Origin of the sequence: Lysinibacillus sp. KU-BSD001 (genome assembly GCF_042920265.1) — a bacterium.
Classification (GTDB): domain Bacteria; phylum Bacillota; class Bacilli; order Bacillales_A; family Planococcaceae; genus Lysinibacillus_B.
The window spans coordinates 35,908-59,485 of record NZ_JBDQZI010000007.1; the positions used below are offsets into that span (position 1 = coordinate 35,908).

At 38.4% G+C, this 23,578-nt stretch carries 25 protein-coding genes, 1 pseudogene and 1 riboswitch; of the genes and pseudogenes, 23 read left to right on the forward strand and 3 right to left on the reverse strand.

The features are described 5' to 3' along the window. The first annotated feature begins 1 nt into the window (after position 1). From comGC to gcvPB, 9 genes are all read left to right on the forward strand, one after another. Positions 2 to 313 carry a competence type IV pilus major pilin ComGC gene (comGC, locus tag AAGS61_RS11720; protein WP_391371788.1) on the forward strand — a complete coding sequence of 104 codons (312 nt, stop codon included), beginning with the start codon at positions 2 to 4 and terminating at the stop codon, positions 311 to 313. Next, complete coding sequence (locus AAGS61_RS11725) at positions 310 to 741, forward strand: Tfp pilus assembly protein FimT/FimU (protein ID WP_391371791.1); 432 nt, start codon at positions 310 to 312, stop codon at positions 739 to 741. Before comGC ends, AAGS61_RS11725 begins: the two co-directional genes overlap by 4 nt. Further along, complete coding sequence (locus AAGS61_RS11730) at positions 734 to 1,072, forward strand: type II secretion system protein (protein WP_391371793.1); 339 nt, start codon at positions 734 to 736, stop codon at positions 1,070 to 1,072. Before AAGS61_RS11725 ends, AAGS61_RS11730 begins: the two co-directional genes overlap by 8 nt. Then, positions 1,018 to 1,470: a hypothetical protein gene (locus tag AAGS61_RS11735; RefSeq protein WP_391371796.1), complete on the forward strand. Its 453-nt coding sequence runs from the start codon at positions 1,018 to 1,020 to the stop codon at positions 1,468 to 1,470. Before AAGS61_RS11730 ends, AAGS61_RS11735 begins: the two co-directional genes overlap by 55 nt. Beyond that, entirely contained in the window at positions 1,448 to 1,639 is a 192-nt protein-coding gene (locus AAGS61_RS11740) for a hypothetical protein (RefSeq protein WP_391371799.1), read from the forward strand. Before AAGS61_RS11735 ends, AAGS61_RS11740 begins: the two co-directional genes overlap by 23 nt. Positions 1,640 to 1,668: 29 nt before the next feature. Next, a complete protein-coding gene (locus tag AAGS61_RS11745) occupies positions 1,669 to 2,181 on the forward strand; it encodes a shikimate kinase (RefSeq protein ID WP_391371802.1) in 513 nt (170 codons plus the stop codon). Between the two features lie 128 nt (positions 2,182 to 2,309). After that, positions 2,310 to 2,403: riboswitch (glycine riboswitch) on the forward strand. Between the two features lie 286 nt (positions 2,404 to 2,689). Beyond that, a complete protein-coding gene (gcvT, locus tag AAGS61_RS11750) occupies positions 2,690 to 3,775 on the forward strand; it encodes a glycine cleavage system aminomethyltransferase GcvT (RefSeq protein WP_391371805.1) in 1,086 nt (361 codons plus the stop codon). 18 nt (positions 3,776 to 3,793) lie between these two features. Further along, positions 3,794 to 5,137, forward strand: coding sequence for an aminomethyl-transferring glycine dehydrogenase subunit GcvPA (gene gcvPA, locus AAGS61_RS11755; protein WP_391371808.1), 1,344 nt, complete (start codon positions 3,794 to 3,796; stop codon positions 5,135 to 5,137). Then, positions 5,134 to 6,597, forward strand: a complete 1,464-nt coding sequence (gcvPB, locus tag AAGS61_RS11760) for an aminomethyl-transferring glycine dehydrogenase subunit GcvPB (protein WP_391371811.1) — start codon at positions 5,134 to 5,136, stop codon at positions 6,595 to 6,597. The genes gcvPA and gcvPB overlap by 4 nt, the downstream gene beginning before the upstream one ends. Positions 6,598 to 6,835: 238 nt before the next feature. On the opposite strand, the gene AAGS61_RS11765 is transcribed toward gcvPB, so the two are convergent. Continuing rightward, positions 6,836 to 7,222 carry a rhodanese-like domain-containing protein gene (locus tag AAGS61_RS11765; RefSeq protein ID WP_391371814.1) on the reverse strand — a complete coding sequence of 129 codons (387 nt, stop codon included), beginning with the start codon at positions 7,220 to 7,222 and terminating at the stop codon, positions 6,836 to 6,838. 95 nt (positions 7,223 to 7,317) lie between these two features. Between AAGS61_RS11765 and AAGS61_RS11770 the strand changes: the two genes are divergently transcribed. The 7 genes and pseudogenes from AAGS61_RS11770 to AAGS61_RS11800 all read left to right on the forward strand — a co-directional run bounded on the left by AAGS61_RS11770 (position 7,318) and on the right by AAGS61_RS11800 (position 14,414). Next, positions 7,318 to 8,148, forward strand: coding sequence for a lipoate--protein ligase family protein (locus AAGS61_RS11770; RefSeq protein WP_391371817.1), 831 nt, complete (start codon positions 7,318 to 7,320; stop codon positions 8,146 to 8,148). 251 nt (positions 8,149 to 8,399) lie between these two features. Continuing rightward, entirely contained in the window at positions 8,400 to 10,388 is a 1,989-nt protein-coding gene (locus AAGS61_RS11775) for a vitamin B12-dependent ribonucleotide reductase (protein ID WP_391371820.1), read from the forward strand. A gap of 316 nt (positions 10,389 to 10,704) precedes the next feature. Next, positions 10,705 to 11,325, forward strand: a pseudogene (locus tag AAGS61_RS11780) (response regulator SirA); the annotation flags it as partial. 176 nt (positions 11,326 to 11,501) lie between these two features. Then, positions 11,502 to 12,008 carry an RNA polymerase sigma factor gene (locus AAGS61_RS11785; protein WP_391371823.1) on the forward strand — a complete coding sequence of 169 codons (507 nt, stop codon included), beginning with the start codon at positions 11,502 to 11,504 and terminating at the stop codon, positions 12,006 to 12,008. Then, a complete protein-coding gene (locus tag AAGS61_RS11790; protein WP_391371826.1) occupies positions 11,995 to 13,011 on the forward strand; it encodes an anti sigma factor C-terminal domain-containing protein in 1,017 nt (338 codons plus the stop codon). Before AAGS61_RS11785 ends, AAGS61_RS11790 begins: the two co-directional genes overlap by 14 nt. 349 nt (positions 13,012 to 13,360) lie before the next feature. Beyond that, positions 13,361 to 13,813: a GNAT family N-acetyltransferase gene (locus AAGS61_RS11795; RefSeq protein ID WP_391371828.1), complete on the forward strand. Its 453-nt coding sequence runs from the start codon at positions 13,361 to 13,363 to the stop codon at positions 13,811 to 13,813. Positions 13,814 to 14,012: 199 nt separating this feature from the next. Then, on the forward strand, positions 14,013 to 14,414 hold the full coding sequence (locus tag AAGS61_RS11800; RefSeq protein ID WP_391371831.1) for a hypothetical protein: 402 nt from the start codon (positions 14,013 to 14,015) through the stop codon (positions 14,412 to 14,414). A 270-nt stretch (positions 14,415 to 14,684) separates the two neighbouring features. Here AAGS61_RS11800 and AAGS61_RS11805 read toward each other — a convergent pair whose 3' ends face one another. Next, positions 14,685 to 15,449, reverse strand: coding sequence for a sulfite exporter TauE/SafE family protein (locus AAGS61_RS11805; RefSeq protein WP_391371834.1), 765 nt, complete (start codon positions 15,447 to 15,449; stop codon positions 14,685 to 14,687). A gap of 166 nt (positions 15,450 to 15,615) precedes the next feature. Then, complete coding sequence (locus AAGS61_RS11810) at positions 15,616 to 16,503, reverse strand: DUF1385 domain-containing protein (protein WP_391372199.1); 888 nt, start codon at positions 16,501 to 16,503, stop codon at positions 15,616 to 15,618. Positions 16,504 to 16,687: 184 nt separating this feature from the next. On the opposite strand from AAGS61_RS11810, the gene AAGS61_RS11815 reads away from it, so the two are divergent. From AAGS61_RS11815 to AAGS61_RS11845, 7 genes are all read left to right on the forward strand, one after another. Further along, positions 16,688 to 17,131 carry a hypothetical protein gene (locus AAGS61_RS11815; protein WP_391371837.1) on the forward strand — a complete coding sequence of 148 codons (444 nt, stop codon included), beginning with the start codon at positions 16,688 to 16,690 and terminating at the stop codon, positions 17,129 to 17,131. A gap of 30 nt (positions 17,132 to 17,161) precedes the next feature. Further along, entirely contained in the window at positions 17,162 to 17,593 is a 432-nt protein-coding gene (gene aroQ / locus AAGS61_RS11820) for a type II 3-dehydroquinate dehydratase (RefSeq protein ID WP_391371840.1), read from the forward strand. Between the two features lie 15 nt (positions 17,594 to 17,608). Beyond that, entirely contained in the window at positions 17,609 to 18,667 is a 1,059-nt protein-coding gene (locus AAGS61_RS11825) for a M24 family metallopeptidase (protein ID WP_391371843.1), read from the forward strand. A 17-nt stretch (positions 18,668 to 18,684) separates the two neighbouring features. Next, positions 18,685 to 19,242: an elongation factor P gene (efp, locus tag AAGS61_RS11830; RefSeq protein WP_391371846.1), complete on the forward strand. Its 558-nt coding sequence runs from the start codon at positions 18,685 to 18,687 to the stop codon at positions 19,240 to 19,242. A 172-nt stretch (positions 19,243 to 19,414) separates the two neighbouring features. Continuing rightward, positions 19,415 to 21,790, forward strand: a complete 2,376-nt coding sequence (locus AAGS61_RS11835) for a hypothetical protein (protein WP_391371849.1) — start codon at positions 19,415 to 19,417, stop codon at positions 21,788 to 21,790. Beyond that, positions 21,787 to 22,737 (forward strand): ABC transporter ATP-binding protein, encoded by a 951-nt coding sequence (locus AAGS61_RS11840; protein ID WP_391371852.1) that lies wholly within the window; start codon positions 21,787 to 21,789, stop codon positions 22,735 to 22,737. The genes AAGS61_RS11835 and AAGS61_RS11840 overlap by 4 nt, the downstream gene beginning before the upstream one ends. After that, complete coding sequence (locus tag AAGS61_RS11845; protein ID WP_391371855.1) at positions 22,718 to 23,578, forward strand: ABC transporter permease; 861 nt, start codon at positions 22,718 to 22,720, stop codon at positions 23,576 to 23,578. The genes AAGS61_RS11840 and AAGS61_RS11845 overlap by 20 nt, the downstream gene beginning before the upstream one ends.

Here is a 23,578-nt window from a genome sequence, read left to right on the forward strand (position 1 = left end):
GATGTTAAATAATAAAGGGTTTACTTTAATCGAGATGTTAATTGTATTGCTCATTATTTCGGTCCTTATTTTAGTCACCATCCCAAATGTCACGAAGCATTTTGCGACGATTGACGAAAAAGGGTGTAGTGCGTATGTTTCTATGGTTCAAGGACAAGTAGAGGCATATAAAATCGATACGATGAAATACCCGACGGTGTCTCAGTTAATCGATGAAGGCTATATTTCAACTGAGGAAGCAAAATGTCCAAGTGGTGAAAAAATACTAATAGAGACAGATGGGAAGGTGATTGTAGAAGGGGGAACACCGTGATTCGCCAACAATGTGGTTTTACATTAGTTGAGACGCTCATTGTTTTGGTGATTTTCAGTGTACTAACAACAGTAGTCATTTCTTTTTCCTATCATCACTTAAAAGTAAATCAATACGAACAAGCGATTGAAAGGTTTCGATTAACCTTGCACCTTGCCCAGTTAACAGCGCAACAACAAAAGAAGGAAGTAAGTGTTTATGCCCTGCATTATAAAGAAGTAGGGTCAAATATGTCGTACCAAGATTATCGATTGAACTGGGTGACACCTGAAGGAATGACGATTCACATTCATACAAATAATCAGCGCATTGAATTTAATGTAAAAGGGCATGTGAAAGAATTAGGGAAAGTAGAATTTATCACCCCTCAAAAAAGTAGGAAGTACAGCATAAATTTGTCGAAAGGTAGGTTGCGCTTAATTGAATGAACAAGGTATGACATTAATCGAGACGATTTTAAGTATAGCGATATTATCACTACTTGCCATGACCTTGATACCTTTTGCCAATCAGCTACAAAGTCGAGTTTTCGATCAAAAAATAGCGTATTATGCGAGTGAAGTAGCTTATAACGGCGTAAAACAAGTGGTAACAACAGGCGTGACACAAGGTACGATAACCATTGAGAATCTGGACTATAATTGGCGTTATGAGCATGGTGAGATTTGTGTTGAATATTCCAATTGGAAGGGGCCACAGTTAATGTGTATCAAATCGGACGGAATAATCGAAGAAGCGAAGATGGCTTTACATTTATAGAAGCACTGTTACATTTACTACTCTTTGTTGTATTTGCACATCTTATCTATTTTTTAGTGATGGAATTTAACGAATTATCCGGCATGCAACAAAAAAGAATAGAGGCAGATTGGGAAATAGGTGTTACGGATATTAGTCACTATTTGCCCTATGATAGCGTAGTGACTGTATCAACAGATGGCTTAACTGTGAACGTGACAACACCTCATCACACATACAATCTTCGTTTTTTAAATAATACTTTATGGAAACGTCAAAAGAGTGGGAATGAAACATTGTTAACAGGTGTAAAAAATGCCACATTCTTTTTAGATGACAATAAGTTAGTGTTAAAGGCACAGCTAGAATCAGGTGTGGAGAAGGAGCGGATATTTATTGTGGTACAATCTGCGGAATGAATATGGCGCACTTTTTCCGATTACTATTGTTTTATTATTTTTGTTGACAAGTGCTTGTGTTACGTATGCAGTCACATTTCAAATGGAAATAAAAATTTATAACACATTGGAATTGTCGAATGTTCGTGCTACGATTGATATACTAAATGTATTAATCCATGAGTTATAATTTTTGAAGTGATAAAGAAGGTGATTGGCGTGCGGAAAATTTATTTAGTAGGTTTTATGGGATGTGGAAAAAGTGCTATTGGCCGACGATTAAGTTACTTTTTAAAAATGCCCTACTACGATATGGATCATGAAATCGTTCGACAGCAAGGGATGACGATTCCTGAAATTTTTGAAAAATACGGAGAGGAACGGTTTCGTGAGATTGAAACGGAATTTCTACAAAATTTTCGTAACGAGGCATGTATTATCGCAACGGGTGGAGGAGTAGCGATGAAGGAAGAAAATCGCCGAATTATGCGAAGATCAGGATTAGTTTTTTTTCTCGATGCTACCTTTGAAGATATTTATGTTCGAATTCGTAATGATCAAAATCGCCCGATTGTGCAACGTTCTTCAAAAGAAGAATTACATGAGCTGTATCAAAATAGGAGAAAATATTATAGAGAAGTGGGGCACATTCAAGTATTAACAGAAAATCGGTCAATTCGACAAATTGTTGAATATATCGGGTTTCAAGTGAATCGTTTGAAAGGCGAATGAATTTTTGTTAAAGAAAAATAATGTTCGCCTTTAGATGTTTTTTAAAAAAAGATTGCCTTTTCATCAGTTAAAATGTTAGGATATGGCTAAGAACGTCTAGATAAACACGAATGTTGAATAGTAGGCGGATGAGTGTACGGGGAGAGAACGTGAAGTGGCGTCGCCGAAGGAGCAAGTAGCAAGGGCTATGAATCTCTCAGGCAAAAAGACTCGTACAGGACGCATCTCTGGAGAGCGCCGGAAAGCCGGCCACCAAAGGGGAAAGCCTATGTATGTGGTGTGAAGCCAATAATAGGTGATACTTTCAGGTGCAAGGACAGAGAATTCCGATTAACGGGATTCGTCTGTCCTTTTTTAGTGGCTAAAAAGTATCAATTTTAAAGGAATCCGCATATAGAAAGGACATCATCTCCACTTCCTTTTTATGGAGATGTGTCTTTCTAATATTAAACCATTCGTACTATGTGTTGAATGAATTTGAAAAATACAGGATTGCAGGAGGGGTTTTATGAGTAACTTAAAGCGCACACCGCTATTTGATGCTTATAGTAAATACGGTGGAAAAACAATTGATTTTGGCGGTTGGGAATTACCTGTACAGTTTTCTTCGATTAAAGAGGAGCATGATGCAGTACGTAATCGCGCTGGTTTATTCGATGTATCGCATATGGGGGAGATTTTTGTAGAAGGCCCAGATGCACAAGCCTTTTTACAAAAGCTATTATCAAACGATATTTCTAAAATTCAAATAGGTGGAGCGCAGTATAGTGCAATGTGTTATGAATCTGGTGGCGTTGTCGATGATTTATTAACATATCGTTTAGATGAAAATCGTTACCTGTTATGTGTCAATGCAGCAAACATCGAAAAAGATTATGACTGGATGGTAGCACAACAATTTGGCGATGTTACCATTACAAATCAATCGAATAGCTATGCACAAATTGCGTTACAAGGTCCTTTAGCAGAGGAAGTATTACAACAGTTAACGTCAGAAAACTTAAGCGATATCAAATATTTTAAGTTTAAAGAAAATGTTGAAATTGCAGGTCACCCAGTGCTTGTATCACGTAGTGGCTATACAGGTGAAGATGGATTTGAACTATACGGTACGCCAGAAGCGATTATTGCTTTATGGGATAAAATTTTAGCAGATGAGCGCGTTGTACCAGCAGGACTTGGAGCGCGTGATACACTGCGTTTTGAGACGTGTTTACCGCTTTACGGACAGGAATTGTCAAAGGATATTTCACCACTTGAAGCAGGGATTGGCTTTGCAGTGAAGCTAAATACCGATTTCATTGGTCGAGATGCGCTGGCAAAACAAAAAGAAGAAGGCTTATCTCGTAAAGTAGTCGGAATTGAAATGGTTGGTAAGGGGATTCCGCGTCATGGCTATAAAGTGTTGAAAGACGGAACGGAGATTGGTGAAGTGACAACGGGAACACAATCACCGATGACAAAACGCAATATCGGTCTAGCCTTAATAGACACAAAATTCACTGAAATCGGCACAGCATTAGAAATCGAAATTCGTGGCAAATTAGTTCCAGCAGTTGTGGTTGAAACACCGTTTTATAAACGAACAAAATAATTGAAAAGAGGGTCAAACATGAAACATCGTTATTTACCAATGACGGAACAAGATCAAAAAGAAATGTTAGAAACGATTGGCGTTTCTTCGATCGATGAGCTATTTTCTGATATTCCAGAAAAAGTGCGCTTCCAAGGGCTTTACAATATTAAAGAGGCAAAATCTGAAGCTGCTTTAATGAAAGAGTTATCGCAGCTTGCGGCTAAAAATGCAGATACGGCAAGTAACGTATCATTTTTAGGTGCAGGTGTTTACAACCACTATAAACCAGTGATCGTAGACCATGTCATTTCTCGTTCAGAGTTTTATACAGCATATACACCATATCAACCAGAAATTTCACAAGGGGAGCTACAAGCCATTTTTGAGTTCCAAACAATGATTGCAGAGCTTACAGGTATGGACCTTGCGAACTCTTCTATGTATGACGGTGGTACCGCTTTAGCGGAAGCGGGTATGCTTGCTGCTGGCCATACAAAACGTAAAAAAATTCTTGTCTCTGGTGCTGTTCATCCAGAATATAAAGATGTTGTGACAACATATGCAGACGGTCAATCAATAGAAGTAGTCACTGTGCCGACAAAAGATGGTGTAACGGATATTGAAGCATTAAAAGGTTTAGTAGATGACCAAACGGCTGCTGTCATTGTGCAATATCCTAACTTCTTCGGTCAAATCGAAGACATTCAAACAATTGGTAACATTACACACGAACAAAAGGCATTAATGGTTGTGTCAGCAAACCCATTAGCTCTTGGCGTACTTACACCTCCAGGAAAACTAGGTGCAGATATTGTAACAGGAGATGCACAAGTATTCGGTATTGCCGAAGCGTTCGGCGGCCCACACTGTGGTTTCTTTGCCGTCACAACAAAATTAATGCGTAAAGTACCAGGGCGTCTTGTAGGTGAAACAGTGGATCAAGAAGGACGTCGCGGCTACGTACTCACATTACAAGCACGTGAGCAACATATCCGTCGTGACAAAGCGACGTCTAATATTTGTTCAAACCAAGCGTTACTTGCACTTGCTGCATCTGTAGCCATGACAGCACTTGGGAAGCAAGGCGTACAAGAAATGGCGAAGCAGAATATTGTCAAAACACGCTATGCGAAAAATGCGTTTGAGGCAGCTGGCTTTACTGTACCATTCCAAGGTGCACACTTTAACGAAATCGTTGTCAAAACAAATAAATGTGTGACACAAATCAACAAAGGCTTAATCGAAAAGGGTATTATCGGTGGCTTTGATTTAGGTCGCGTATATCCTGAGCTTGAAAATCATGCATTAATCGCTGTAACTGAACTACGCACAAAAGAAGAAATTGATGCGTTAGTAGCGGAAATGGGGGCATTACAATGAGTCACGAAAACCAACCATTAATTTTTGAATTAACGAAAGAAGGTCGTGTAGGCTATGCACTAGAGCCTTTAGATGTACCTGATGTTGATCTTGCTGAATTATTACCAGCGGGCTATGTTCGTGAAGAAGCAGCAGAATTACCAGAAGTAGCAGAGTTAGATATTATGCGCCATTATACAGCGCTTTCTCGCCGTAACCACGGGGTGGATTCAGGTTTCTATCCACTTGGCTCTTGTACAATGAAATACAATCCAAAAATTAACGAAGCTGTAGCACGTTTCTCAGGTTTTGCGAACGTGCATCCACTACAAGATGAAGAAACAGCACAAGGCGCAATGGAGCTTTTATACGATTTACAAACATCACTTGTTGAAATTACAGGGATGGATGAAGTGACGTTGCAACCAGCCGCTGGTGCACATGGTGAATGGACAGCACTTATGATGATCCGCGCATTCCACGAAGCAAATGGTGAAGGGCATCGTAATAAAGTCATCGTACCAGACTCAGCACACGGCACAAACCCAGCATCCGCTACAGTAGCAGGCTTTGAAACCATTACAGTTCAGTCGAATGAAGATGGCTTAGTGGACTTAGAGGATTTACGTCGTGTTGTAGGTCCTGATACAGCAGCGCTTATGTTAACAAACCCTAATACACTTGGCTTATTTGAAGAAAATATTTTAGAAATGGCCAATATTATTCACGAAGTTGGCGGTAAGGTGTATTATGATGGCGCGAACTTAAATGCGGTAATGTCAAAAGCACGTCCTGGCGATATGGGCTTTGACTGTGTACACTTAAATTTACACAAAACATTCACAGGTCCACACGGTGGCGGTGGTCCAGGTTCTGGTCCAGTAGGGGTTAAAGCCGACTTAATTCCGTTCCTACCAAAACCAGTACTTGTGAAAACAGAAGAGGGGAAATTCCACTTTGACTACAACCGTCCGCAATCAATCGGTCGCGTGAAGCCTTACTATGGTAACTTTGGTATTAACGTGCGTGCATACACGTATATCCGTACAATGGGCCCAGATGGCTTAAAGAAAGTAACAGAATATGCGGTATTAAATGCAAACTATATGATGCGTCGTCTAGAAGCATATTATGACTTACCATATAATCGTCACTGTAAACATGAGTTTGTGTTATCAGGCCGTCGTCAGAAAAAGCTTGGTGTGCGTACATTAGATATTGCAAAACGTCTGCTTGACTTTGGCTATCATCCACCAACAGTGTACTTCCCGTTAAATGTAGAGGAAGGTATTATGATTGAGCCAACGGAAACGGAATCAAAGGAAACATTAGATGCATTTTGTGATGCGATGATTCAAATTGCACGTGAGGTAGAAGAGAACCCAGAAATCGTTCAAGAAGCACCACATACGACAGTTGTGTCACGTCTTGATGAGACTCGTGCAGCACGTACACCCGTACTTCGTTATACAAAGCAATAATACTAAAACCGCACAGAGTACTCTGTGCGGTTTATTCCGTGTATTGGCAATCCATCTTTTATCTGGTTGTTCGACCTCTTACACCTTATCTATATAATAGGAAGAAACTCCAAAACAAAAAAGTTTTAAACTAAAATTACATAATCACTTTTCGTATTTTTGTACCAATGTACTTGGTTACATGTTAAAATTGCTTTTGCTATAAAATAAGAAAGCCCCCGAAATTGGGAGCTTAGGATTATGCTTTAGATTTGACTTTACCAGTCCAAGTTTTGAAACCACCTTGTAATTGGTAAATTTGATTACAGCCTTTTTTCTTTAGCATTAAAGCAGCACGTGCACTTCGACCTGTATTTTGGCAGTATAAATATACTGGTAAGTCTGATCGAATCTCTTTATGACGTTGGTTTAGTTGCGTCATGGGAATGTTACGCGCACCTAGGATATGTCCTGCTTCAAATTCTTTTGGGTCACGCAAGTCAATCAGTTGTGCTTTACGATAGCCTTGTATAAACTGTTCTTGTGTTAAATTTGTTACGGCCTTTTTCAAACGGAATGAATTAATCAGTACGTAAGCAATGATCACACCTAGGATAATGGCGATTGTAATAAATACTTGTTGCACGTTAAAATTTCTCCTTTCTATCTATCAGATATATTATAAAAGAGAACGGGGCATACGTCGAGTAAGTTTACTAAATACTTTCATGGAGGCACATTATGAAACAATGGTATTTTATTAATTCGGGACCTTGTCGTCCATCATTTAATATGGCGCTAGATGAAGCGTTATTAAATTGGCATAGTGAGAAGTTGATTCCACCAGTTATTCGGTTTTATGAATGGAATCCGGCAACATTGTCGATTGGATATTTCCAACGTGTACATAAAGATATTGATCTGGATGAAGTACGTCGTCAAGGGTTAGGTTTTGTCAGAAGACCAACTGGGGGGCGTGCGGTACTACATGAACATGAGTTGACATACTCGATTATTGTCGAAGAAGATTATCCGAATATGCCGAAAACGGTCACAGAAGCATATCGTGTACTAAGTGAAGGGATATTGCAAGGATTTCAAAATCTCGGTTTAGATGCGTATTTTAGTGTGCCCGATACAAAAGAAAAGCAACAAGATTTAAAAAACCCGAAAAGTGCGGTTTGTTTCGACGCACCAAGTTGGTATGAACTTGTCGTAGAAGGGAAAAAAGTAGCGGGAAGTGCACAAACGCGTCAAAAAGGTGTTATTTTACAACATGGCGCGATTTTGCTCGATTTAGATGAAGAAAAGTTATTATCTGTGTTTAAATTTTCAAGCGAAGCCATACGTGAAAAAATGCGTGTAAAGCTTCCTGAGAAGGCAGTAGCAATCAATGGGTTAGTAGACAAGCCATTTACAGTAGAACAGTGTATAGTAGCCTTTAAACAAGGTTTTCAAGCGGCATTAGAAATTGAGCTAATCCCTTATGAATTAACACCTGAGCAATTAGCATACGTAGAACAGTTAGAAAAGGAAAAGTATGCAAACGATGAATGGAACTTTAGAAAGTAGAACGTTTGTTTGAAAAAAATTTCCTTGTACAAAACGTTGATATAAGCGGGTTTAATATAAAATAAAAAAAATCAAGCCCTTGTTTGAAAAATAATTCTGTAGTAATCTTTTCTAAGTGCATAAAATACAACCATATATATAGAAACAAATACTCAAATCAAACACAACATCTTGTGTTTGGTTTGTATTTTTTGTTATGGATAGGTATGATTATGGAAAAGATTTAAAACAATTAAAGAGGGGGCTCGTTGATGGAAAGTGTGCTAGAGCAAACCATCCAAGTAGATCAGCTCAACAAAGATATTGAGCAATTCCCGCAAGTGCATCCGATTACACCGGACATGCATATTACGCATAAAGGTGTATCACGTCTTGTGATGATTGACCGTTATTCATTTAAGGATACGGAAAAGAAAACGTTAAAGTCAGGCGATTTTGTTGTGTTAACTGTCAAAGAAGACCCAAAATTCCCGGCACGTGGACTTGGAATCGTTCAATCCATTAATACTGAAACAAAAACAGCAGATATCTTAATCGAGGAAGATTTCCGTCATGTACTAGAAGACGAAAAAGAACAGTCAACAGGAATTATTACTCGTTCATTGGATATTATTGAAAAACCGCTTGAAATTTATTATGAACAAATTGCCAAGCGTAATGCGACAGGTTTAGCGGCTGTTGAAAAAACGGCAGCACTGCGCCAAGAATGGTTTGAAAAGTTTTATGAACAGCTCGTAAGCTTAAAATTCATTCCTGCAGGGCGTGTTATTTACGGAGCAGGTTCGCAAACGGATGTCACATTCTTTAACTGTTATGTAATGCCATTTGTGGCAGACTCACGTGAAGGGATTAGTGATCACCGCAAGCAAGTAATGGAAATTATGAGCCGCGGAGGTGGCGTAGGGACGAATGGTTCAACACTTCGTCCACGCAACACATTAGCGCGCGGTGTTAATGGTAAATCAAGTGGCTCTGTCAGTTGGCTTGATGATATTGCCAAACTGACGCACTTGGTTGAGCAAGGTGGTTCTCGTCGTGGTGCCCAGATGATTATGCTAGCAGATTGGCATCCAGATATCGTAGAATTCATTATTTCAAAAATGCAAAATCCACGTATTCTTCGTTACTTAATGGAAAATACAACGGACGAGTCCATCATTCGTCTAGCAAAAGAAAAGTTAAAATTCAAGCCTTTATCGCCACAAGATGAAGCGATGTATCAAGGGATTGTGAATTATAAAAACATCCAAGGTTTAGGTGGATTTAGCGATGCGATCATTCGTGATGCAGAAGCAAAGCTACGTGATGGTGGGACATACTCTGTTCATAATTCAGAATTCTTAACAGGTGCCAATATTTCTGTCACATTAACAAATGAATTTATGCATGCTGTTGAAAATGATTTAGATTTTGAATTGCGTTTCCCAGATGTAGCGAACTATACACCGGAAGAAATGGCGATTTACAATGAAGAATGGCACAAAGTTGGCGATGTACGTGAGTGGGAACGACTAGGTTATGGCGTTCGCGTATACCGTAAAATCAAGGCGCGTGAATTATGGAACTTAATCAATATTTGTGCAACATACGCGGCAGAGCCAGGCATTTTCTTCATCGATAATGCAAATGAAATGACAAATGCTAAAGCATATGGTCAACAAGTTGTAGCGACAAATCCGTGTGGTGAGCAACCGCTTGCACCATATTCAGTGTGTAACTTAGCAGCTGTAAACTTAGCTCAGTTTGCAGTGAAAGATTCAAAATCAGTAGATTACGAAGCGTTACGCCAAACAGTGAAAGTAGGCGTACGTATGCAAGATAACGTTATCGATGCAACGCCGTACTTCTTAGAAGAAAACCGTAAACAAGCACTTGGTGAACGCCGTGTTGGACTTGGTGTCATGGGGCTAGCCGATTTACTTATTTACTGTGAAAAGGAATACGGTTCAGAAGAAGGCAATCAGCTTGTCGATGAGATTTTCAAAACGATTGCCGTTGCAGCATATGAAGCATCCATCGAACTTGGGCAAGAGCGTGGCAGCTTCCCGTTCTTACAAGGCGAAACAGAAGAAGAAACAAAACGTTTACGTGAAGCGTTTATTCATACAGGCTTTATGGAGAAGATGCCGAATCATATTCGTCAAGGCGTACTAGCGAATGGTATCCGCAACTCGCACTTACTAACTGTTGCACCTACGGGTAAAATTGTTGCCCCCTACATTTGTAAGAATGTAGCGTAAACTTGGCTATATGCGGGAAACTCTGGCGTATCTTTTACTACCTAGCTTTGCCAGCTATCAAACGGTAAAAATGTAAAAGTGTTGGTTTTTAACCTACCAGACAATCCGCAGGGAAGTCGTGGCTGACCCCTCAACGACTACATGCCGAGCAACCAGTTCAACCTTGGAACATCAGTTCTTGTTTTATAATTAAATAAAACAAGTTGGGGATGATTTAGATGAAAAAATGGTTGATGATATAGTCTGACCCATATGGCGACATATGGAACGGGTACTAATAATCCCGTCCTCTAGTATATAGAGAGTAACAATTGTGAGCACAGGTACAATGGTAGGCGTTGCTACGGGGCTTGAACCATATTTCAGCTTCACATATTACCGCTCAGGACGCCTTGGGAAATTCATCGAGGTAAAAGCGGAAATTGTACAAGAGTACTTAGCAGCAAATCCAGGTGTAGATGAAAATAATTTACCGCATTGGTTCATATCTTCTATGCAATTAACACCAGAGGCACATGCAGATGTACAATGTATTATCCAAAACTGGATTGATTCATCGATTTCGAAAACAGTAAATGCACCAAAAGGTTATACAGTGGAGCAAGTAGAAAAAGTGTATGAACGTCTATATCGCGGTGGTGCAAAAGGTGGCACAGTATACGTCGATGGAAGTCGTGATACACAAGTTTTAACACTGAAAGCAGAGGAATCTCATACAGATGAGCAACTGGAGTTTGAAGAGTTAAAACAACAAGAGGAAGAAGTAAAACGTGCAGTTGTATTAGTCGATACGATTAAGCCGTTAACTCAAACAGATGTAACAATTGGTTCGGAAGTAGGGAACACTTGCCCAGTTTGTCGTCAAGGTACGGTAGAAGAAATGGGCGGCTGTAACACATGTACAAACTGCGGTGCACAGCTAAAATGTGGTTTATAAAAAAGCCGAGATAGTTTAAAAAAGTCAAGAAAAACACTCCTTTGGATATGATTTCAAAGGAGTGTTTTTTATTTTAAAAAAATTAGCAAAAAATGTATACTTTTTTCTTTTACAATTGTTATATAGGTGAGTGATCACTATGAACTAAAAATGGATAGCTAAAAGTTGGTGAGGTTTTGAATAATGAATGGGAGCAATTACTCCTTGAACATGCAAAAGTGGTATTTAAATATTTGATCAAAATTGGGGCTACGAAAGAAGATGCCGAAGACATTACGCAAGAAATGATTATAAAAACAATAGAATGTATCCAACAAATTGAACCAGAGAAAATGCGGGCGTGGATGTTTAAGGTAGCGATTCATCGCTATTATTCTCTTTATAACAAAAATAAATCCGTTGTCAGGTTAAATCATGATGACTTGGAACGTTTAAAAACAGTTTTTGAACATGTAGAGAGCGATTTATTGATGAAAGAGCAGGCAAATGAATTGGTAGAAGCATTGCAGGGACTTCAGCCCAAGTTTCAACAACTGCTCATTTTAAAGTATTACATGGAACTATCGTATAAAGAAATCAGTGAGATTTTAGACGTAAAAGAAACGCTCGTGAAGACATATTTACAACGTGCGCGCAAAAGTTTTAAAAAGATTTGGGAGGAAAAAGGATATGAGCAACGATAAGGCAGAAGATATTTTCGATATCAAAAAAATGGAAAAAACTATCAGAAAAGCGAAGCGACGGGCCAATTGGAAAACAGTTTTGGTTACGCTTATAGTTCTAGTTGTCGTCATGATTGTAGGTACAATTATGAATCGAAATATTAACTATAAATTAGAAAGGCCAGTGCAGTTTTCTGCTACAGGGTTTCATGAAATATCTGCACCGAATGAATTTATTGGAAAGCTTGAACGTTATCAAGGGATTTTAGGGGGAGAAAATCGTTATACCACTTATAAAATAATTGAAGGGAAAGTCGTTTATACAGGACAAGAAAGGTACGGATATGGACTCTTCCGTGATGAAAATTTAAATCGAATAGGCATTGAGTCACCAATCCTAATTGGTCCAACTTTGCATGAAGGAGATTTACAAAAACAGCACTATAACGAATTAGGACAGCGAGAAATGGTGTTTTTCTACCCGTTTTTGCAATATAAAACATATCGTAATGATTTAGCATTGCTTGATAATATGGTGGAGGACAAAGTAATGGAAGTTGCTTTATCTTTTGATCAGGGCTATACATTTGACGAGGTGCAATCAATGATTTCAAACAATGTAACACTCACTTGGCTTTGGGTGGATGATGTTAATGAAGATGCAGATGATTTTCAATATAATTATGTAGATGAAAACGGTGAAGTGATTGTATTAGACAATTTACTTCGTTCAGAGCATACAGTTTATGGACTTTCTTTATTCGATGAAAATGGCGATATGAAAGAAGAGCCTGTCCGTCGCTTTATTGGCGCGATTGAAGCAAATCAACAATTTAAAACGCGTTGGCAAGGTGAGTTTAAACGCTTATATGAGACACTAAGTAGAGAAGATGGTCAGTTAACCGAGGAAGACTTACAATATTATGGTGCAGTTGTCACAGGAAATGCACAAAACTTATCCCAATTAAAAGACTTACCATTTATTAAAGCTTCATCTATTGGGGTCATTACGGATAAGTACTAAACTAAGCTAGTGAAGCAATATTAATCGGTTCTTTTTCTGAGGAGCAAAAGGGAAAGAACAGTAATAACAAAAAGGTTCACAACAAAATAGAGGGGCAATTCGCACATGAATTTGCTCCTGCTTTTTTATAAACGAGCTCAATTAAGACGCTCGTTGTTTACAGGAGGAACTAAAAGAAGAGATTTCAGTTTTTCTTGTGGTTTAAGAACCTATTAAGTGATAATAAAGTTATTTCATTAAAGGACCAGATTGCTAAACAAGCAGGAGTTTTATTAAGAATGTCGAAGTGGTTCTTTAACAGGGATTTTAATTGCCTGCAAAGAAAGTTAAATGATGGGGTGTGAAGAAAATGAAAATCATTTCTGTAAAAGAAAATCCTGAATTTAAGGATAGAGCCATTAAATATATTCAAAGTAAATGGGCAAGCGAACAAAATATGATGGTATTTGAAGACTGTATTACCCATTGTATTGCCCCCTCTAATCCATTGCCACAATGGTATTTATTGATGGACGGTAATAAAATAATTGGTTGTGCAGGTATTGTTACAAACGATTTTATTAGCCGTATGGATTTATATCCTTGGTTGTGTGCTGTATACATAGAAGAGGAATACAGGGGAAATGCTTATAGTTCGATATTATTAGAAAAGGCGAAGATTGATGCAAAAGTAGGAGGTTTTAACCATTTATACCTCTCTACAGATCATATCGGGTTATATGAAAAATTTGGATTTGAATTCATTGGTACTGGATATCATCCGTGGGGAGATAATTCTCGTATCTATAAAACAACTTTGTAATATTCCATTAAAGGGCGCGATTCTGTATTAAGAATCAGCGCTTGTTTTCATTAAAGAACCATTTAATCTAATTAGAAGTTAAGTTAGGAGTAAATGAATGGAATATAATGAACCTTTTAACATACACAACGTCTGTTTAAAAGAAATAAAATTAAGAGGTGCTTCATGAAAAAAATTTTCTTTCTTGATAGGCATAATATTGTCGATAGCACTATTAACTGCATGTTCAAGTTCTTTAGCTTCAACATCACCTAATAGTGAAACAGCCTTAATTCAAGTGGTAAACAACTCTGATAACAAAATCCGTTTTGTTGAATTGTATTTTGACCAAGATTTAAAGCAACCTACAACACAAGGTGCAGCCAATGCGGATGGTTCAGCTCTTAAAAAAGGAGACATTCTTAGTTTTGAGCTGAGTAGTAGTGAATTCGATTTAAACCAACCAGTTACAATTAAAGCATTTGTAGAAATCGACAATGTGAAAATGTCTGCGGGAACTGTTGAATCAATTCAACTCTCGAAGGGGAATGCATTTAATTTTGAAATAACTGAAGATACATCATCTAATGTTATATTTCAAAAGTTAGAAACGGTTGAATAAAGTTAAATATTAAACAGGGCGATTGCAAAAGAAATCAGTTACTCTTACACTAAACTAATTAATAGAGGCTAATCGTTATTCAATTAAAAGGCGCTATTGTGGAATATCAAAGGTAGAAAATAATCGAATTTTTTAATAAAAGTCTTATACTTAGTTAAAACGAAAAACTCCACTTTGATCGATTTTTCAAAGCGGAGTTTTTGCATGTGCTGTTAAATAAGGATTCAATAGCACTTTTTAATCAAACTTTATTTTAAACCTACATCTTTGTCATACAAAGAAATAATCATAGCCATTTTTTAAAATGAGAATAATTGTGACGACAATAAATAATACGCGGATAAAGCCGGTCCCTTTACTAAGTGCGATTTTAGAGCCTGTATATGCCCCTAAAATCATCGCAAAGCCCATAATGAGGCCGTACGTAAAATTCACTGCCCCAAGTAGTAAAAACATCAGCAAGGCGGCTAAGTTACTTGTGAAATTAAGCAGCTTTGAACTGCCCGATGCCTCGATAAAATTAAAGCCCATAAAGAGCAAAATAAAAATCATAAATGAACCTGTCCCAGGACCGAAAAAGCCATCATAGAAACCTAAACCAATGAGCAATATTAAACTCAGCCATTTTTTTTTGCCTGTTGCTTTGCCGCTCGTTTCAACGTTGCCAAAATCTTTTTTGACGAACGTGTACGCTAACACGGCGATCAGTAATATGAGTACAAGTGGTTGCAAAATATCCGGAGAAACTTGATGGACAGTAAACGCTCCTAACAAAGAACCGACAAACACAAACGGTACAATAGGCCCGAGCATTTTGACATCAATTTTTCCAGCACGTAAAAATGTAATCATACTTGTAAAATTGCCCATTGATGCGGCAAGTTTATTTGTTGCGATGGCAGTGGCAGGTGGTAATCCCACAAATAATAATGCCGGTAATGTAATGAGTCCACCACCGCCAACGATTGAATTAATAAAAGCCCCCGTAAAGCCAAAGAAAAATAACGCAAGTATTGAAAAAATATCAATCTCCATAGTTTCACCTCTTTTCATCGTAGACATATGATATGTCAATTTCAATTTTCTGTAAATAATTATATAGCACTCGTTTTTCACGATGCATTAAAGTATAGGGATAGGGCGTTCTTTACTTCGGCTAACGGAAAAACAGGCTACCGCTTTTGCAGTTAGCCTGTTTTTATTAGTCATGATGTAATGTTGCTGCAATTTCTGGGTTCGCTTCAACTTCGTGTAATTTGTTGAAAGAAGCGATTGCGACTTCTACTTGGTCGTCTTTTGGCTCTTTTGTCGTTAATAGTTGTAGCCATAAACCTGGATAGCCTAAATAGCGCAGTATAGGCACATTACGCACTTTATTTGTTGCTTGTAGTACTTCAAACGAAATGCCAATGACCACTGGAATTAATAAAATACGCGATACAAGACGTACCCAAAGCGGATCTGTTGGGACTAAGAAATAGACGAATAAACCAACAATGACTGTAAATAAAATAAAGCTTGAACCACAGCGATAGTGAAGGCGTGATTGATTTTGGACATTTTCCACTGTTAATGGAAGACCTGCTTCGTAGCAATTGATTACTTTATGCTCAGCCCCGTGATATTGGAATACACGCTTAATAATGGGCGCCATCGAAATAATGTACAAGTAAGCAAGTAGTAAAATTAACTTAAAGCCTGTCTCCAGTAAAATTTGAATCGTTTTTCCTGGGAACCACGGTTTTAATAATTCGGCCATAAACATGGGCACGAGCGTAAAAATGAATTTACCGAATAAGAAGGATAGTACACCTACAACAGCAACACCAAGCCACATTTGTAGCTTACTCATTTCTTCTTCTTCGCCTTCATCCTCTTCACCAGGGTTGACATCATAACGTGAGCTGGCAAACTCTAAATGGCGTGAACCAAATCCAGCAGATTCCATTAATGCTACAACGCCTCGAACGAATGGTATCTTCTTTAGTTTTTGATAAATCGGTTTTTTCTCTTTTTTCAAATGGTAATAGTCAATCGAGTCATCATTTCGTCGAATTGCCGTTATCATATGATCTTGCCCAGCGAACATCACGCCTTCAAGAAGTGCTTGTCCGCCGTAAACAGGTGTTTCCTTACTCAATATCGACACCACTCTCTACTAATCTCAAAATTTCTACCTTTCCATTGTACTAAATTTTTCAGAAAATCACTACCTGTCTGCATAGTTATGTGAAATAACGGATACGCTGAACACAGAAAGAGGTGATTTTTTTATGATGAAAATTGCAGTGTCCACAAGTCTGATGAGCGCTTTTTACGTGACAGCAATGCTGAGAATATTAGACCTATTTAAATGGATTGATTGGAAGCCTACAAAATTTTTAAATACCATTATTTCGGATGGTTTAACACGTTGGATTGCGTTATTTGTGATTTTGTTTGTTGTAAGTATCATTTTATTTATGATATTGCAATTTGTGCAGTTGCTTCCGCCCGTTGTATGGGCCATCATAATCGGTCTACTGATGGCCTTTTTAACGGAGTGGCTCATTTATGATTTACCTATGGAGAGAGCATCTTTTAAACGTTTATCGATCCCTTTCTTTGTCGTTGTACTCACAGCATTTGTCTTTCTTACAGAGACCGCGTCATTCCATCGTAAAAGCTTAGAAAATCGAAATAAGTTGCCGTATGATACGTCTGCTATGGTAGAATAGTATGAGAATGAAAAAAAGGGAGAATGACGAATGAAGCTTTTCGTATTAAACGGTCCAAATTTAAATCGTTTAGGTAAACGAGAGCCGGAAATTTACGGCTCCGAAAACCTAGACGATGTAAAAAATAACTGTATAGCATTAGCTCAACAATTCAATGCTACCATCGATTTTCGTCAATCTAATCATGAAGGAGAGCTGATTGATTGGGTACATGAAGCAGAAGATACTGGGATTGATGGGATTGTTTTCAATCCAGGTGCTTATACACATACGAGTATAGCGTTGCGCGATGCGATTGCAGCAGTGAATGTACCCGTCATTGAAGTACATATTTCTAATATCCATGCACGTGAATCATTCCGCCATGAATCAAAGCTTGCTGCAGAATGTGTTGGTCAAATTTGTGGCTTAGGTACGTTTGGTTATGAACTTGCACTGCGTAAGTTTTTACAAATGTCATAAGGGGGAATAATAAGCATGAAGTTAGCCAAATTAAGACAGCAATTAATTGATAAAAATATAGACGCTTTGCTCATTACGAATGAATTTAATCGTCGCTATATGACCGGTTTTACAGGTACAGCAGGTGTAGCGATTGTTTCGCAAAGTGATGCGGTGTTTATTACGGATTTCCGCTATACAGGGCAAGCAACTGCCCAAGTAAAGGATTTCCGCATTGTGCAACATAAGGGAACAATTTTTGAAGAAATCGCAAACCAAGTCGCACAAATGAACATTAAAACGCTTGGTTTTGAAAAAGACGCTATGACCTATGGCATGTATGAATTATATAATAAGAGCGTAAAAGTGGATTTAGTGCCGATTTCAGGATTAATTGAAAAAATTCGCTTGATAAAGACTACTGAAGAGATTAATATTATTAAGGTTGCATGTGAAATTGCAGATCATGCATTTACACATATTTTAGATTTCATCAAGCCTGGTAAAACAGAGCTTGAGGTGTCGAATGAACTTGAATTTTTCATGCGTAAACAAGGTGCTACAAGCTCATCTTTTGACATCATTGTAGCGAGTGGCGTGCGTTCGGCATTACCACATGGTGTTGCGACAGATAAGTTAATCGAAAAAGGTGATTTTGTAACGCTTGATTTCGGTGCATTATATAATGGTTATATTTCAGACATTACACGTACCATTGCTGTTGGCCAGCCTTCAGAAAAGCTTGTGGAGATGTACAATGTTGTATTGGAATCGCAAGTTTTAGCGCTCGAAAAAGTAGGTCCGAGCATGACAGGGATTGAAGCGGATGCCGTAGCGCGTAATTATTTAACAGCAAAAGGCTACGGTGAAGCATTCGGTCATTCCACAGGGCATGGGATTGGCTTAGAAGTGCACGAAGGACCAGGGCTTTCGTTCCGCTCTGAAACGGTATTAGAACCGGGTATGACGGTAACGATTGAACCGGGTGTTTACTTACCTGGCATTGGTGGCGTTCGTATCGAGGATGATATTTTAATCACAGAAACGGGTAATGAAAGATTAACGCATTCGACGAAGGAATTAATTATTTTATAATATTTGGAGGAATAAAAATGATTTCAGTAAATGATTTCCGTACAGGCTTAACAATTATCGTTGATGGTAACTTATACCGCGTGTTAGATTTCCAACACGTAAAACCAGGTAAAGGTGCTGCGTTTGTACGCTCTAAATTACGTAACTTACGTAACGGTAACGTACAAGAAAAAACATTCCGCGCTGGTGAAAAAGTAGAAAAAGCGATGATTGAAAACCGTAAAATGCAATACCTTTATGCACAAGGTGACGAGCATGTATTTATGGATATGGAATCTTACGATCAAACAACTTTAGCTGCTTCTCAAATTGAAGAAGAGTTAAAATATTTACTTGAAAACATGGAAGTACACATTCAATCTTACCAAGGCGAAATGTTAGGTATCGAGTTACCAAACACGGTAACATTAACAGTTGCTGAAACGGAGCCAGGTATTAAAGGTGATACAGCTTCAGGTGGTTCTAAACCAGCCAAAATGGAAACAGGCTTAATTGTTAACGTACCATTCTTCGTAAACGAAGGCGACAAGTTAATCATCAACACAACTGAAGGTTCTTACGTTTCACGTGCTTAATATAATACTCACACCCATTCTTTTCGAATGGGTGTTTTTTCTTTGGGGAAATTAAGGGGTACCTATAGTTTCGCTATGTTATTACCTCTGTTTTTTAGAAATACCAATTTTTTCAGGAACTTCTTGAAGCTGTATTCGTACTAATTATAGAGAGGGAAAAGGAGATGAGATTGTGAATAAGAAGATGGCGCTATTGTTTAGCTTGCTTATGTTTTTCATTATAAGCTTTCCGTACAGTGAAGCATTTGCTAGTGCACAGCTAGATGTACAAGCAGAGATTGGTATAAACAATAAAATTAAACAAGAGCGGGCAACCCCGCTCACAGTCACGATTACAAATAACGGAGATAGCTTTTCCGGTGACTTTGTGATTGACGCGGAAGTGAGTTATAGTTTGGGGTCTGCACTTGTTTTTCCATTAGACATCGGAAGTGGGGAAAGTAAAACATTCCAAATTTATTTAGATGGCTATTCGGATAACTTAATGTATACAATGCCGAGGGAAGATTATTTCCACTTCTATGAGGGTGGCATTGAAAAAGGTAAGAAAGTAGACTACTCCGGTGATCATTATGTGACACCGAGAATGTTGGACTATGATGCACAACTGCTATTTGTTGTGACAAATAATGAGGACCGCCTTGGTGGCGTGAAAAGGCTTAATCAGTTTACGGCTATGAATACGGAAATCATCTTTATTAATAATCCGAGTAATGCGTATTTAGCTGAAGATCCACGTGCACTTCAAATGGTTGATTATATTTTATTTGATGAGATAGCGATAAGCGACCTAAGCGATAAGCAACAGCAAGCGTTATATAGCTGGGTGCAACAAGGTGGTACGGTATTAGTTGGTGCCAATGACTTTGGCGCGGGCGCAGCAGGCGTATTTGAAGCGAGCTTACCGCTTGTTTTAGGCAATACAACAGCGACTATCACAGCAGATGAATTGGCTAGCATCACAAACAACGGTGTGTTTACAGCGGATATAGCGGTAAACAATGCCACATTAAAGGATGCTGCCGCGAATCACCTCTTGGTAAATGGTAAAATGTTGATGGCCGAAACACAAATTGGTAAAGGTCGTATTATGCAAACGACATTTTCTTTAGGAGATGAACCGCTTTCGAGTATGGCGGGTTATGGTAAATTATTGGCGGAAATATTAGCGTTAACAAATTACAATCATCAATTTAACGGATATCAAAGTGCTGCTGGCTATGGAGCGAACTGGATGCACTTAAATGAATTATTCCCATCATTTAAATTTACTTCTGGTTGGGTTATTGCGATTATTATTATTTATATTATAGTTATTGGTCCTGTTCTTTACTTTATATTAAAGCGTTTTGATAAGCGTGAAAAAATGTGGGTGTATGTCCCAATTGCAGCGATTGTAACATCGTTATTGTTCTTCGTATTTGGTGCAAAAGATCGACTATTAAACCCTCAAATACAGCAAATGGCCCTTTATGAAGTCCAAGAAGATGGCACGTTAATCGGCTCTTATACAAATGCCCTTTTATCTAACAAAGGCGGTGATTTTGTATTTGAAACCGATGCACAAACGACAGCGGTCGCTTATGGTGCTCACAGTAATCTAACATCTAGTGAACTACACAAAAAATCATACATTCAACAAATAGCTAATGGACAACGATTAACGTTAAATAATATGGATTATTGGTCTGTTCAATCAATTGTTGGGAAAACCACGATTAGCGAAGCAGGAAAGCTCGATGTAAAACTGACATTATCGAACGGTATTTTATCTGGTACAGTCACGAATAACTTACCGGTGGATTTAAAGCAAGTGAAAGTATTAAGCGGCGTAAAGGAATATGAACTCGGGGATATTAAAGCGAATGAAACGATTGACGTGAAGCAAGACATCAAATCCCAAACATTGTCAGCACCGATTCATAACTACTCGTATCAACACAATTTTTCTTCGGATGAAGAACTATTCAATACAAAGTTAGACAATATGAAAGGGTCTGCAATCGAATCTGTGTTGAATCAAAACAAACCTGTGATTGTTGGTTGGTCCGATGTCTCGCTAGTCCCAGTGCAGCTAGTAGGAAATGCTGAAACGACAGCGATGAGCTATTTTGTACAATCCATTTCCCCTGAAGTGATTCTAAAAGGGGATGTGACGTTTACAGTGGATGATATTATAGCAAATATCGAACCGCTCGATATGGCTAGGCACGGATATATTGAAAATAATGATATTTACAATGCGTATATTAGTGATGGTGAGTTCCGAGTAATCTATGAATTAATAGCGGATATCGATATGGCAAACATTGCATTAGATTCACTACAACTTAAATACAAAGACAGCGTGATATATACGGAAGTGTATAATCATAAAACAGATTCTTATGAACCGCTGGATAGTGCTAAAGTGACATTAACCGAAAATGTGGAAAATTATATGAATGCTGAACGTCAACTTATATTGAAGGTGTCACGCGTCGGTATGGATGATGGCATGCCCGTACAGCTTCCTACGTTTGAACTGAAGGGAGTAGTGAAAAAATGATTGAAATTAAAGGACTCACAAAGAAATATGGACAGTTTACTGCGCTCAATCAGTTAGATTTGGTCATTCCAGAAGGCGTTGTGTTCGGCTTTGTTGGGGCAAATGGGGCAGGGAAATCTACAACGTTTTCGATTCTTTCTACCCTTTTAGCACCGACGAGTGGGACGGCACATGTAAATGGGATTAATGTCGTAGAAAATCCAGTCGAAGTGCGGAGACAGCTCGGGTATATGCCAGACTTTTTCGGTGTTTATGACCAATTAAAAGCTGAGGAATATTTAGATTTTTACGGTGCAAGTTATGGTCTTTCTGCAAAAGAGCGAGAAAAGCTAATTCCAGAGCTATTGGAACTTGTCAATTTAACGGATAAACGGTATGAGTATGTCGACTTATTGTCCCGAGGGATGAAACAGCGACTTTGTTTAGCGAGAACACTTATTCATGACCCAAAAGTGCTCATATTAGATGAGCCAGCATCTGGGTTAGATCCGCGAGCTCGTAGTGAAATGCGTGATATTTTAAAGCATTTAAAAACACTCGGCAAAACGATTTTAATTTCGTCGCATATTTTACCTGAACTGGCGGAGATGTGTGATGAGCTTGGTGTGCTGGATAAAGGCCGTTTAATTGCGCAGGGAAATGTAGCAGCGATTCAAGCGCAGTTAACAGGGGATAAAGAAATGACCATTAAAGTGATGGGCGATGTAGCACGTGCAGTTCGACATTTCGAAGAGGACCCGAATATTAGCGCCATTGAAGCACATGCGGAAGAAGGCATCATTACGTTTTTATATCGAGGCTCAAAAGAAGAACAGGTGGAAATGTTGAAAAAAGCGCTGTTAGCCGATATTGCTATTTACAGTGCCAATGAAGTCGAAAAAGATTTAGAGGACATTTTTATGGCGATTACGAAGGAGGCGCAAAACAATGATGCAAAAACTGTATAATCCTGTATTGATGAAAGAATTGAAATTGCGCTTTCGTTTCTTTAAAAGTATTACGGGTCTCATGTTTTATTTATTGGCGCTATGTATCGTAGTCATTGGTTTCTTCATGATTGTGACACAATTTTCAGGTACGGGTTATTTTAGACCGTCTGAAAGTCTTTACTTGTTTATGATGATTTCTGTGTTACAAATGGGGCTCGTAATGTTTATCACGCCTGGTTTAACAGCTGGGGCAATTAGTACAGAGCGTGAAAAGCAAACATTGAATATGTTACTCATGACAACACAAAGCTCGTGGCAAATTATTTTTGGGAAATTAACATCTTCTATTGCCTTTTTAGGGTTATTGTTAATGGCCGGTTTACCGATTTACAGTATCGTCTTTTTATTCGGTGGTGTTTCACCAACACAGTTATTAACAATTTTCTTCTTTTATTTTGTCACAATGGTAGCAATCGGCAGTATCGGGATCTTTTTCTCGACAGTCATCAAACGTACGATTACGTCGATGATTGCCACATATGGCGCGATGATTTTTTTAGGCGGCTTTACAGCATTTTTCTTCTTTATCGGTATTGTAATTGACCAGTCGGCGATGGCAACAATGAGCTCAAGTCAAACTTACACACCGTTCTCACCGATTACGTATTTTTGGGCAAGTATTAATCCAGGCGCGCTCATGTTAACGATTTTATCGAGTGATATGCAAGAAGGTCTTTATTCAACTGTCGGTGTTCGACTGCCTATTTGGATTCCGTATTTAATTTTCTATGTAGGTGTAACGGTGACAATGCTTGTGCTTTCAGTGAAAAAACTTCGTGTCAATATGAAACGAGGATAA

Excerpts from the sequence above, each read along its gene's own strand:
- AAGS61_RS11805 (WP_391371834.1), bottom strand. The coding sequence starts at position 15,449 with ATGGAGATTGATATTTTTTCAATACTTGCGTTATTTTTCTTTGGCTTT.
- comGC (WP_391371788.1), top strand. The coding sequence starts at position 2 with ATGTTAAATAATAAAGGGTTTACTTTAATCGAGATGTTAATTGTATTG.
- aroQ (WP_391371840.1), top strand. The coding sequence starts at position 17,162 with ATGAAGCTTTTCGTATTAAACGGTCCAAATTTAAATCGTTTAGGTAAA.
- AAGS61_RS11840 (WP_391371852.1), top strand. The coding sequence starts at position 21,787 with ATGATTGAAATTAAAGGACTCACAAAGAAATATGGACAGTTTACTGCG.
- AAGS61_RS11815 (WP_391371837.1), top strand. The coding sequence starts at position 16,688 with ATGATGAAAATTGCAGTGTCCACAAGTCTGATGAGCGCTTTTTACGTG.
- AAGS61_RS11790 (WP_391371826.1), top strand. The coding sequence starts at position 11,995 with ATGAGCAACGATAAGGCAGAAGATATTTTCGATATCAAAAAAATGGAA.
- AAGS61_RS11825 (WP_391371843.1), top strand. The coding sequence starts at position 17,609 with ATGAAGTTAGCCAAATTAAGACAGCAATTAATTGATAAAAATATAGAC.
- gcvT (WP_391371805.1), top strand. The coding sequence starts at position 2,690 with ATGAGTAACTTAAAGCGCACACCGCTATTTGATGCTTATAGTAAATAC.
- gcvPA (WP_391371808.1), top strand. The coding sequence starts at position 3,794 with ATGAAACATCGTTATTTACCAATGACGGAACAAGATCAAAAAGAAATG.
- AAGS61_RS11845 (WP_391371855.1), top strand. The coding sequence starts at position 22,718 with ATGATGCAAAAACTGTATAATCCTGTATTGATGAAAGAATTGAAATTG.
- AAGS61_RS11775 (WP_391371820.1), top strand. The coding sequence starts at position 8,400 with ATGGAAAGTGTGCTAGAGCAAACCATCCAAGTAGATCAGCTCAACAAA.
- AAGS61_RS11810 (WP_391372199.1), bottom strand. The coding sequence starts at position 16,503 with ATGTTCGCTGGGCAAGATCATATGATAACGGCAATTCGACGAAATGAT.
- AAGS61_RS11795 (WP_391371828.1), top strand. The coding sequence starts at position 13,361 with ATGAAAATCATTTCTGTAAAAGAAAATCCTGAATTTAAGGATAGAGCC.
- AAGS61_RS11770 (WP_391371817.1), top strand. The coding sequence starts at position 7,318 with ATGAAACAATGGTATTTTATTAATTCGGGACCTTGTCGTCCATCATTT.
- efp (WP_391371846.1), top strand. The coding sequence starts at position 18,685 with ATGATTTCAGTAAATGATTTCCGTACAGGCTTAACAATTATCGTTGAT.
- gcvPB (WP_391371811.1), top strand. The coding sequence starts at position 5,134 with ATGAGTCACGAAAACCAACCATTAATTTTTGAATTAACGAAAGAAGGT.